The 11,639-nt window shown below is 62.7% G+C and carries 6 protein-coding genes; 2 read left to right on the top strand and 4 right to left on the bottom strand.

The genetic code is table 11. From position 1 onward, the window contains the following. Window positions 1-20: 20 nt before the first annotated feature. On the bottom strand, window positions 21-1,163 hold the full coding sequence (locus tag ACFWXH_RS29280) for a trans-sulfuration enzyme family protein (RefSeq protein WP_379124961.1): 1,143 nt from the start codon (window positions 1,161-1,163) through the stop codon (window positions 21-23). 238 nt (window positions 1,164-1,401) lie between these two features. On the opposite strand from ACFWXH_RS29280, the gene ACFWXH_RS29275 reads away from it, so the two are divergent. Further along, complete coding sequence (locus ACFWXH_RS29275) at window positions 1,402-1,884, top strand: Lrp/AsnC family transcriptional regulator (protein ID WP_379124960.1); 483 nt, start codon at window positions 1,402-1,404, stop codon at window positions 1,882-1,884. A gap of 113 nt (window positions 1,885-1,997) precedes the next feature. Here ACFWXH_RS29275 and ACFWXH_RS29270 read toward each other — a convergent pair whose 3' ends face one another. Next, a complete protein-coding gene (locus tag ACFWXH_RS29270; protein ID WP_379124959.1) occupies window positions 1,998-2,747 on the bottom strand; it encodes an SDR family NAD(P)-dependent oxidoreductase in 750 nt (249 codons plus the stop codon). An 84-nt stretch (window positions 2,748-2,831) separates the two neighbouring features. Continuing rightward, the gene (locus ACFWXH_RS29265) at window positions 2,832-3,596 is read right to left on the bottom strand and encodes an SDR family NAD(P)-dependent oxidoreductase (protein ID WP_379124958.1); all 765 of its coding nucleotides are present in this window, start codon (window positions 3,594-3,596) and stop codon (window positions 2,832-2,834) included. 87 nt (window positions 3,597-3,683) lie between these two features. On the opposite strand from ACFWXH_RS29265, the gene ACFWXH_RS29260 reads away from it, so the two are divergent. Next, a complete protein-coding gene (locus tag ACFWXH_RS29260; protein WP_379124957.1) occupies window positions 3,684-4,598 on the top strand; it encodes a LysR family transcriptional regulator in 915 nt (304 codons plus the stop codon). Window positions 4,599-4,647: 49 nt separating this feature from the next. Here the strand turns inward: ACFWXH_RS29260 and tig are convergent. Continuing rightward, window positions 4,648-11,639 (bottom strand): trigger factor (gene tig, locus ACFWXH_RS29255; RefSeq protein WP_379125092.1); only part of this gene is annotated, 6,992 nt, incomplete at its 5' end.

Raw genomic sequence — 11,639 nt, 5'->3', positions numbered from 1 at the left:
GGTGATGTGGGAAAAAATCGTCAGTTGGCTGGGGAAAGTGCAGCGAGGAGATCGTCGATCAGATCCGCAGTAGCCTCTATCCCGACCGAAAGGCGTAAAAGGCCGGGATCGACATGAGAACAGGGGCCTTCGACTGCGCCACGCCGCTCGATCAGACTTTCCACCCCTCCCAACGAGGTTGCCGGCTTCCAAAGACGTGTGCGCGTCAAAATCCGCTTCGCTTCGCCCTCACCTCCTGCAACGACGATGGAGAGCATGCCGCCGAACCCGCCCGCCATCTGGCGGGCTGCCAGGGCGTGGCCGGGATGCGTTGGCAAGCCGGGGTAGAAAACCTCCCTTAGCCCGGGATGACCCTGAAGCGCATTGGCCAGCGCCATGGCTGACTCGCAAGAACGGGCGATGCGAAGATGGAGCGTGCGCATGCCGCGCAGAAGCATGAAAGCCTGAAACTGATTGAGGATCCCGCCGTGATAGTCGCGGTTCAATGCGACCCGCTTCCAGAAATCGTCATCGGCTGCCGTCAGTGCGGCGCCGGCCAGGACATCGCTATGCCCGTTCAGGTATTTGGTGGCCGAATGGACGACAATGTCGGCACCTAGACTGATAGGTTGGGTGAGTATCGGCGTCGCCACCGTGTTGTCGACGACGAGCTTGGCTCCTGCCCGATGCGCTATCCCAGCCAGGCTGGCGATGTCATAGACATGCCAATGGGGATTGGAGGGTGTTTCAAGCCAGACAAGGCGCGTCACGCCGGGGATCATCGCGGCGCGGACCTTATCAGGATCGGTCATGTCGACATGGTCGATCCGCATGCCCCAATGGTTGGAGTGCGCGTGCAGCCAAGTCCTGAGGCCGTGATACATGTCGATGGGAAACAGGCAGTGATCCCCAGGTCGAAGCGCCATGATCACCGCTGTCATGGCGGACATGCCGGAACTGAATAGCCGGCAGTCGGCTGCGCCCTCAAGGGTTTTGAGCGTTGCCTCGGGCTGCTCCAATCCCGGATAGCCGTAGCGGCTGTAGCTCCATTCTGTCGACGGATCGCCTTCGACCGGGCGCAGGAACGTCGTTGCCAGATGAATAGGCGAAACGATCGCCCCTGTGGGATCGTGCTCTTGGCCCGCCCCTTGGGCGAGAATTGTATCGGTGGCGTACGACGGCATTCGAACCTGCTGCTCTGCGATGGTGCGAAGCGCTTGGCTTCGAGACTGACACCAGCCGATCATCGCATTGGCCCGCCTTATGATTTTCTCTTTTTTGGGCGGCTAGCCGGCGATTCTATAACCTGCCCCGCACTCACGCGCATAAATCGGTCATGACATCTCGCAACGCGAGGCCGCGAGTGCCCTTGTCCGGAAACATCGTTGAGCCTAGGACCTTGGTGGGTTTATGGAGCACTCAATGTCTTCAACCAGGGTGAATCTGGATCGCATCGATCGAAAACTGCTGAATCTGCTTCAGCAGTCCAGCTTGCAGACCTTTCAGCAACTGGCCGACAAAGTGGGTATTTCCCAGCCCGCGTGTCATCGGCGAATCCGCCGCCTGCGTGACACCGGCGTGATTGTTGGAGACATATCGATCGTCAACCGTGCCTATGCAGTGCGCAAGATGGCAATCTGGGTTGAGATATCCCTGTCCTCCCATCAGCTCCAAATGTTCAACGAGTTGCTGGACGTGTTGAGGGCTTCGCCACAGGTAACGTGCTGCGATGTCATAACCGGCGACACCGACATTCTCATCTGTGTCAATGTTGTGGACATGGATGAATTTCGTGAGCTAACGCGTGAATTCATGCGCAGGTGCCCGATCATCAAGACATACCGCTCCATTGCCGTGGCACAGCACGTAAAGATGCAACCGACCTGTGTCTTTGACGAAACGTGATCCACATGCTCTGACGGAGCCAACGTGACGGCGCCCGCCCTTTCGTCTCGCGCAGAAACCAAGGCCAATCCCAGCAGCCGGTGTTGGTGCCCGTGCCTAACGAGTGTCGATCCTCAGGCCGAAGCACCGCCGTCAATGACGACATCCTGGCCGACGATGTAGGACGCAGCGTCGGATGCGAGCCACAGCGCGGCACCGGCGATCTCATCGGTGGATGCGACGCGCTTTGAAGGATTGGTGGCTGCCACGCGCGCGTCGCGTGCGGCTCGATCCTCTCCGGGGCGCATGGAGAGAGGTGTATCCACCGGTCCTGGGCAAAGACAGTTGATACGGACGCCGCTTGAGATGGCTTCCAACGCCGCTGTTCGCGTCAGGCTGCTGACCGCAGCCTTGGATGCTGCATAGGCCCCCATCGTCGGACGAACGATCCGCGCTCCGATATTCGCACCGATATTGACGATGACGCCGCCGCCTGTCCTCTTCATGGTGCGGATTTCATGCTTCATCGACAACCATAGACCGGTGACGTTGACCTGGAAGACGCTTGCAAACGCTTCAGCATCCATTTCATCGACCGCGCCGCCAAGCACGGTTCCTGCGGCGTTTACGGCGACATGCAATGGCCCCACCTGCCCGACCAGAGCGCTGACCGATGCCTCGTCGGTCACATCCGCAGCGACGCAGAGGGCGTCGCCACCGACATCGCGGATAATAGCCGCGGTATCTTCCAGCTCCGATTGCCGTCGCCCAGCCACGACCGTCTTGGCTCCCGCCTCCGCCAAGGCCACCGCGATGCTGCGTCCGATGCCGCTTCCTGCGCCGGTGACAAGAGCTGTCTTGCCGGAAAATTCGAATTTAGACATGCGTCACCAATTTTTATATCGATCGATACAGAAATACGTGATTGCGCGAAGGCCGTCGAGCCATTTATCCAGTGACGCCACAGATCAGGTCAGCCCACCATCGGCGAGTATCGTGCGTCCGGTTATCCAGCGTGCATCGTCCGAAGCGAGAAAAGCAACGACATCAGCGATGTCGTCGGGTTCGGCAAGCCGCTTCAAAGGTGTGAGTGCTGCGTAGCCAGCTTTTTTCTCAGCAGGCATTTTGGCGGTCATGTCGGTGTCGGTGACAGCGGGAGCCACCGCATTGACCGTGATGTTTCTCGAACCGAGTTCGATCGCGAACGCCTGGGTCAAGGTCGAGATTGCCGCCTTGCTGGCGGCGTAGACTCCGGTCCCGTCTCGTGGAGAGAAGGCGCGCTGCGACGACAGGTTCACGATACGCCCACCGGACTCCGGAAAATGAGGAACCGCCTGCTGGGTGAGCTGGATCGTACCCCAGACATTGCTGTGGAACAGTCGGGCAAAGAAAGGGAAGTCGATTTCCCCAAACGACCGTGTGCCGGCGACGCCTGCATTGTTGACCAAGATGTCTATACGACCAAAGGCTTTCACAACGTCGGCAAGCAGTTGCTGCACCGAAGCGTCGTCTTCGATCGCGACCTGAAAAGCAGCGGCGGTCCCGCCGCTTGCGCGTATCGCCGAGACGACTTTCTCGGCACCACTTTGATTTTCCTTGTAGGCGACCGCCACAACCGCACCACGAGCGGCAAGTTTGTGGGCAGTCGCGGCGCCGATCCCCCGCGACGCTCCGGTCACCAACGCGACTTTTTCTCGAAGGCTCATCATACATTCTCCGGCTGTCAGAACCACTGGTGCCGAGACTGCACTTTTCTCCTTTGCTGTATAATCCCTCAAAGACTAACGTGACTTGTTAGTCCTGCTAAAAGGTATGCCGAAATGGACCGCCTCCTCAGCATGGAAGTGTTCGCACGCGTGGTCGAAAGCGGCAGCCTTTCCGCGGCCGGCCGAGACTTGACGCTGTCGCCGGCCGCAGTGGGAAATCATATCCGCTCACTTGAAGGTTGGCTCGGTGCCAGGCTGCTGCATCGAACCACACGCCGCATGGCACTGACTGAGGCGGGCGAGATCTTCCTCCAACGGGTTCGCCGAATCTTGGATGAGACAGAAGAGGCGAAGCTCGCCGCAATGGAGCTGCAGGGAACGCCGCGCGGCATCCTGCGCATCACCGCACCAATCACCTTCGGGATGCAAAAGCTCGGCCCTGTGATCGCAGATTATCTTGTCGCGAACCCACAGATGCAGATCGATCTGACGCTCAGCGATCGCACCGTCGACCTGCTCCAGGAGGGGTATGATATGGCGATCCGAATTGGCAATCTCGTCGATTCCACGCTGATCGTAAGGCGGCTTGCCGACATGCCGTTGATCCTTTGCGCTTCGCCGACCTACATCGCGCGGCATGGTGAGCCGAAGACCCCGGAAGACCTCGCCCACCACCAATGCCTGGTCTACACGTTGCGCCTGCCGATAGGGCGCTGGACCTTCGTCTCGCAAAGCGGCGAGCGGAAAGCGGTTGACGTGGGAGGGAGAATGCGAGCCTCCAACGGTGAGCTTTTGAGGGTGGCGGCAACCAAAGGGCTCGGTCTGACTTTGGCGCCTTGGTACGTGGTCGATGACGATATTCGCGCCGAAAGGCTGGTTCCATTGTTGAAAGACTATCACACTGAAGGGCCGGCACTTTTTGCGGTTCATCCATCACGACGGCAAGTGACTCTGAAGGTTCGCTCCTTCATCGACTATCTAGCGCTCCACATCCCGCTTCTCCTTCAAAAAAAGGCGCAGGTATCATGAACAACGAAGGCCGCCTGGAGGCGGCCTTCGTGAACTGTCGAATGCCATGTTACTCGGCGTTCTTTTTCACAGTTGCCTTCGTGGCCATGTCTGACGCCAGCAACTCTTCCTTGCTTACCTTCTTGGCAGTGACCGAAACCTGACCGAGGAGATAGTCTACGACTTTTTCCTCGAACAGTTGCGCGCGCAGCGCATTCGACGCCTGCGGGTTGGAGCGGTAGAAGTTCAAGACCTGCTGTTGCTGATTGGCCGGGAAGCCACCGATCTGCAACAGCAGACCGTGTTGCAGTTCCTGGTCGGAAACAGAGATTTTGGCTCTCTTTCCTACCTCCACAAGGATCAAGCCCACGCGTATGCGCCGCTCTGCGAGGCGGGCATATTCGACGCGCGCCTTCTCCTCAGTTGTGCCGAGGTCGGCGAAAGTGCGGCCGGCTGTCTGAAGCTGACGGGTGGCTTGCGCCCAGATGTTGTTGAACTCAGCTTCGATCAGTTTCGAGGGCACATCGAACTGATAGGAAGCCTCGATCTGCTCGAGCAGTTGCCGCTTTTCTTTCTGGCGCGTCACCGAGCCGAACTGGTTCTCGATACGATCCCGCACAACTTCCCGCAGGCGCGCCAGTGAATCCAGGCCGAGGCTCTTTGCGACGCCGTCGTTGAGCACCAGCTTTCCGGGTTTGGCCACTTCCTTGACCGTGACGTCAAAAGTCACTTCCCTCCCGGCAAGATGCGCGACTTGATAGGTCTTCGGGAAAGTAACGGTGATCTGCTTTTGATCGCCTGCCTTGGTGCCAATCAACTGATCCTCGAAACCAGGGATGGCCCCCCTGGAGCCCAGTACCACGGCTTGCTTAGCGGCAGCGCTGAGGGCGGCCTGACTCACCTTGCCAGCGTATTCGAAGGTGATCCGATCCCCTTTGGCAGCTTTTCCCTCCTTTGGCCTGTAGGTGCGGGTTGCTTCGGCGATACGCTTCACCTGCTCATTGATCTCTGAATCCGGCACGTCATAGACCGGGCGTATCACCTTGATCTTGGCGAAATCCTTGATTTCGATCGCAGGAATGGCTTCAACGTTCAGTTGGTTCGGCTTGGTGCCAATGGCAACGCCGTTATTGAAGGCCCCCTGAGCCGGGTTACCGTTCGCAAAGGCGAGCACGCCGTTCCTGCCGGTATTGATAACATTGGCAGCAGGAGCGCAGACCATGCCGGCAAGCGCGACAGTCGATCCGACATTGCCACTGCCGGCAACGCCGTTTGGAGCAACACCGGGTGCCGTACCAGCCATATTGGCGGACAAGCCATTCGAGCCCGCACCGGCGCCGCCAACCATCGTGTTGGCAGACAGCCCGGCTATACCACCGCCGCCGGCGATCCCGTTGGGGACGTTGCCAGCCACGCCGGCAGGCGTGCTGCCTGATCCAAGGCCGCCGACCGTAGCACCTGGAGCAACACCGTTTGGATTGCCAGCCATGTTGGCAGGCAGGCCATTCGAGCCGGCACCGTTACCGCCAGTCGTCCCGCCAGGAGCACCAGCGGTCGTGTTGGCAGACGGCGTACCGGCGGTGCCATTGGGAGCAACCCCAGATTGGATACTGTTCAGAGAGGCAATGAGGCCACTCATGCCAGTTTCCGATGTGCCAGTTGTTCCGCTAGGAGCACCGGCGATCGTGTTGGCATAAGATCCATTGCCGCCGGCAATGCCATTGGGAAGGTTGTTGCCAGTCACACCGGCAGGCGCACCACCCGATCCGACATTTGCGCCACCAACAGCACCGTTGGGAGCAACTCCCGTTGCGTCGCCAGCCTTATTGGCAGGAAGGCCATTCGGACCAGCACCATTGGCCATCTCATTGAGGGCACCAGCAGCCGTGTTGGCAGACAGCCGACCGGCAGCTTCGCTGGGATTTTCCCCAGCCTGAATGCCGTTCAGATAGGCAAGCAGGCCACTCAGACGGTTTTCCGATGTGTCAGCCGTTCCGCCAGGAGCGCCAGCGGTGGTGTCGGCGGACAGCTCACCGATGCCTCCAGCGGTCCCATTGGGGACATTGCCAGCAACGCCAGCGGGCACACCGCCAGATCCGACATTGCCGTCACTGACAGCACCGTTGGGAACGACACCAGCCGAGTTGAAAGGCAGGCCATTCGAACCAGTACCGTTACCGCCAGCCGTTCCGCCAGGAGCGCCAGCGGTCGTGTTGGCAGACAGTCCAGCGGTACCATTGCCGCCAGCAGTCCCATTGGGAACGTTGCCAGCAACGCGGGCGGGCACACCGCCAGATCCGACATTGCCGTCACTGACGGCACCGTTGGGAACGACACCAGCCGAGTTCATAGGCAGGCCATTCGAACCAGTACCGTTACCGCCAGCCGTTCCGCCAGGAGCGCCAGCGGTCGTGTTGACAGACAGTCCACCGGTACCATTGCCGCCGGCAGTCCCATTGGGAACGTTGCCAGCCACGCCGGCGGGCGCACTGCCCGATCCGACATTGCCGCCACCGATAGCACCGTTGGGAGCAACACCAGTCAAGTCGCCAGCCGGGTTGGCGGGCAGGCCATTCGAGCCGGCACCACCGCCAGCCGTGCCATTAGGGGCACCCGCGGTCGTGTTCGCGGAAAGCCGATTGGCGGCATCTTTGGGATCTTCACCAGCTTGAATGCCGTTCAGATAGGCAAGCAGGCCAGTCAGACGGTTGTCCGATGTGTCAGCCGTCCCGCCAGGGGCGACAACGGTCGTGTCGGCAGCCAGTCCACTGGTGCCATTACCGCCGGCAGTCCCGTTGGGGACATTGCCGCCACCGACAGCACCGTTAGGGGTAACACCGGATGCATTGTTAGCCATGTCGGCAGGTAGCCCACCGGTGCCATTGCCACCGGCAGTCCCGTTGGGGACGTTGCCAGCCACGCCGGCAGGCGCATTGCCAGATCCGACATTGCCACCACCGATAGCACCGTTGGGAGCACCAGTTGCGTTGCCAGCCGTATTGGCAGGCAGGCCATTCAAGCCGGCACCGTTACCGCCAGTCGTTCCGCTGGGAGCAGTCGCGTCGGCAGACAACCCACCAGCGCCATTGCTGCCGGCAGTCCCGTTGGGGACATTGCCAGCCACGCCGGCAGGTACACCGCCAGATCCGACATTGCCGCCACCAATAGCACCGTTGGGAGCAACACCGGTCGTATTGCCAGCCGCGTTGGCAGGCAGGCCATTCGGCCCTGCACCGTTACCGCCAGTCGGCCCGCTAGGTGCAGTCGTGTCGGCAGACAGTGCATCGGTGCCATTGCTGCCGGCAGTCCCGTTTGGAGCAACACCGGGTGCATTGTTGGCCATGCCGGCGGGCAGCCCATTCGACTCGGCGCCGCCAGCAGTCTCGTTAAGAGCAATCGTGTCGGCAGGCAGCCCATCGGTGCCATTGCCGCCGGGAGTCCCATTGGGCACATTGCCAGCCACACCAGAGGGTGCGCTACCAGATCCGACATTGCCGCCACCGGAAGCACCGTTGGGAGCAACACCGGTTGCATTGCCGACCGTGTTGGCGGGCAAGCCATTTGAACCAGTACCGTTATTGCCAGCCGTCCCGTTAGGAGCAGCCGTGTTGGCAGACAATCCACCAGTTGCATTGCCTCCGGCAGCGCCGTTGGGAACGTTGGCCGCCACATCGGCGGGCGCACTGCCCGATCCGACATTGCCACCACCGACGGCGCCGTTGGGTGCAACACCGGTTGCATTACCGGCCGTGTTGGCGGGCAGGTCGTTCGAGCCAGTACCGTTACCGCCAGCAGCGCCAGCGGTCGTGTTGGCAGACGGCCCACCGGTGCCTCCGACGGTCCCATTCGGGACGTTGCCAGCAACGCCAGCAGGCACATTGCCCGATCCGACATTGCCGCCACCAGCAGCGCCGTTGGGAGCGACACCGGTTGTATTGCCAGCCGTGTTGGCAGGCAGGCCATTCGAACCCGCACCGCCAGCAGTCCCATTGAGAACATTGCCAGCTGCGCCAGCAGGCGCACCACCCGATCCGACATTGCCATCACCGACCGCGCCGTTAGGAACACCGGGTGCATTGTTAGCCATGTCGGCGGGCAGACCATTCGAGCCTGCGCCGCTACCGCCAGCCGTTCCGCTGGGAGCAGTCGCGTCGGCAGACAAGCCACCAGTGCCATTGCCGTCGGCAGTCCCGTTGGGGACATTGCCAGCTATGCCGGCAGGCGCGTTGCCCGATCCGATATTGCCGCCACCGGAAGCACTGTTTGGAGCGACACCGGTTGTATTGCCAGCTGTGTTGGCGGGCAGGCCATTCGCCCCTGCGCCGCTACCGCCAGCCAGCCCGCTGGGAGCAGTCGCGTCGGCAGGCAGTCCACCGGTGCCATTGCCGCTGGCAGTCTCGTTGGGGGCATTGCCGGCCACGCCGGCACTGCCCGATCCCGCATTGCCACCGCCGGCAGCACCGTTGGCTGCGTTACCAGCTTGGATGTCATCCAGATAGGCAAGCAGGCCGCTCAGACCGGTTTCCGATATGCCGGTCGTCCCACCAGGAACGCCGACCGGATTGGCGGTAGTCGCGTTAGCGGACAATCCGCCGACACCATTGCCGCCAGCGGTCCCGCTTGGGAGGTTGCCAGCAATGTTTGCGGGCGCGCCACTCGATCCGATATTGCCGCTACCGTCAGCACCGTTGGGCGCAACACCCGTTGCGTTGCCGGCCGTATTGGTGGACAAGCCATTCGAACCCGCACCGTTACCGCCGGCCGTTCCACCAAGGGTATCGGTCGGTCCAACGATGCCGGCGTTGGCAGACAGTCCACCAGTACCGTTGCCACCGGCAGCACCGTTGGAATCAACACTCGTTGCGTTGCCAGCCGTATTGGTGGACGAGTCAATCGAACCCGCACCGTTACCGCCAGCCATTCCACCAAGGCCATCGGTCGGTCCAACGATGCCGGCGTTAGCAGACAGCCCACCAGTAGCGTTGCCGCCGGCAGTGCCGTTGGCGGTGGTATCAGCCACATCAGCAGGCGCGCCGCTGGATCCGAGGCCACCGGCAGCACCATTGGGAGCAACACCCGTTGCGTTGCCAGCCGTGTTGGCGGACGAGCCATTCGAACCCGCACCGTTACCGCCAGTCGTTCCACCAAGGCCATCGGTCGGTCCAGCGATGCCAGCGTTGGCAGACAGCCCACCAGTAGCGTTGCCACCGGCAGTGCCGTTGGAGGCGTTGCCAGCCAGGTCTGCGGACAAGCCGTTCGAACCCGCGCCGTTACCATCAGCCGTCCCGCCAAGGCTATCAGCGGTCGGCCCAGCGATGCCCGCGTTAGCAGACAGTCCACCGGTGCCATTGCCACCGGCAGTGCCGTTGGAGGCGGTGTCAGCCACATCAGCGGGCGCGCCGCCCGATCCAAGGTCGCCGTTCCCAGACACTGCACTCGCCAAGACGATCAAACCATCGAGCGAACCGTCGCAGCTACCGCCGGCAGACACGCCGCAGTCGATGCCGGTTGGATCGTTTGTTGCGACTATGCCGCCGCCGGGGGTGCCAGCACCGGGAGTGCCGCCACCAGGGGTGCCACCGCCAGGGGTGCCACCACCAGGGGTGCCACCGCCAGGGGTGCCACCGCCAGGGGTGCCGCCGCCAGGAGTGCCGCCGCCAGGGGTGCCGCCGCCAGGGGTGCCGCCGCCAGGGGTGCCGCCGCCAGGGGTGCCGCCGCCGGGAGTGCCGCCGCCAGGGGTGCCGCCGCCAGGGGTGCCGCCGCCAGGGGTGCCGCCGCCAGGGGTGCCGCCGCCAGGAGTGCCGCCGATCGCGCCAACCAAACCACCAACGACACCATTCACGGCATCGCCCAGATCACCAACGATCCCACCGAGGGAACCGCCGATGCTGCCGATTGCACCGGTCAGGCCACCGACTGCTTCGCCCACGGAACCGCCGATACCACCGGTACCATCGACACCGCCGGCGATGTCGCCGATCGCGCCGGTCAGGCCACCAACAGCGCCACCGATACCGCCGGTACCATCGACACCACCAGCGATGTCACCGATCGCGCCGGTCAGGCCACCAACAGCGCCACCGATACCGCCGGTGCCATCGACACCACCAGCAATGTCACCGATCGCGCCGGTCAGGCCACCAACAGCGCCACCGATACCGCCGGTACCATCGACACCGCCGGCGATGTCACCGATTGCGCCAGTCAGGCCGCCAACAGCGCCACCAATACCGCCGGTACCACCGACACCACCAGCAATGTCACCGATTGCGCCAGTCAGGCCGCCAACAGCGCCACCAATACCGCCGGTACCACCGACACCACCAGCAATGTCACCGATCGCACCGGTCAGACCGCCAACGGCGCCGCCCAGTGAACCACCAATGCCACCGGTACCGCCTGCGCCACCTGCGATGTCGCCGATCGCGCCGACCACGCCGCCAAGCGAGCCGCCGATGCCACCTGTGCCGTCGATGCCACCAGCAATGTCACCGATTGCGCCAGTCACACCACCGACCACGCCGCCAATGCCACCCGTGCCGCCTGCGCTACCGGCGATGTCACCGATCGCGCCGGTCACACCACCGACAACGCCACCAAGCGAGCCGCCGATGCCACCCGTACCGCCTGCGCCACCGGCGATGTCGCCGATCGCACCGGTCACACCACCGACCACGCCGCCAATGCCACCCGTGCCGCCTGCGCCGCCGGCGATGTCGCCGATTGCGCCAGTCACACCGCCGACCACGCCACCAAGCGAGCCGCCAATGCCACCTGTGCCGTCGATGCCACCGGCGATGTCACCGATTGCGCCAGTCACACCACCGACCACGCCGCCGAGCGAACCGCCAATGCCACCCGTGCCGCCAGCACCGCCGGCGATGTCGCCGATCGCGCCAGTCACACCACCAACCACGCCGCCGAGCGAACCGCCAATGCCACCCGTGCCGCCTGCGCCACCGGCGATGTCGCCGATCGCACCGGTCACACCACCGACCACGCCACCGAGCGAACCGCCAATGCCACCCGTACCGCCAGCACCGCCGGCGATGTCGCCGATCG

This window comes from Mesorhizobium sp. NPDC059054, assembly GCF_042739215.1.
In the GTDB taxonomy this organism is placed as follows: Bacteria; Pseudomonadota; Alphaproteobacteria; order Rhizobiales; family Rhizobiaceae; genus Mesorhizobium.
Note: the sequence above shows the minus strand (reverse complement) of the source record. Positions and strands in the feature narration are given on the sequence as shown.

Coding starts and splice junctions, on each gene's coding strand:
- ACFWXH_RS29270 (WP_379124959.1), bottom strand. CDS start 2,747: ATGTCTAAATTCGAATTTTCCGGCAAGACAGCTCTTGTCACCGGCGCA.
- ACFWXH_RS29275 (WP_379124960.1), top strand. CDS start 1,402: ATGTCTTCAACCAGGGTGAATCTGGATCGCATCGATCGAAAACTGCTG.
- ACFWXH_RS29280 (WP_379124961.1), bottom strand. CDS start 1,163: ATGCCGTCGTACGCCACCGATACAATTCTCGCCCAAGGGGCGGGCCAA.
- ACFWXH_RS29260 (WP_379124957.1), top strand. CDS start 3,684: ATGGACCGCCTCCTCAGCATGGAAGTGTTCGCACGCGTGGTCGAAAGC.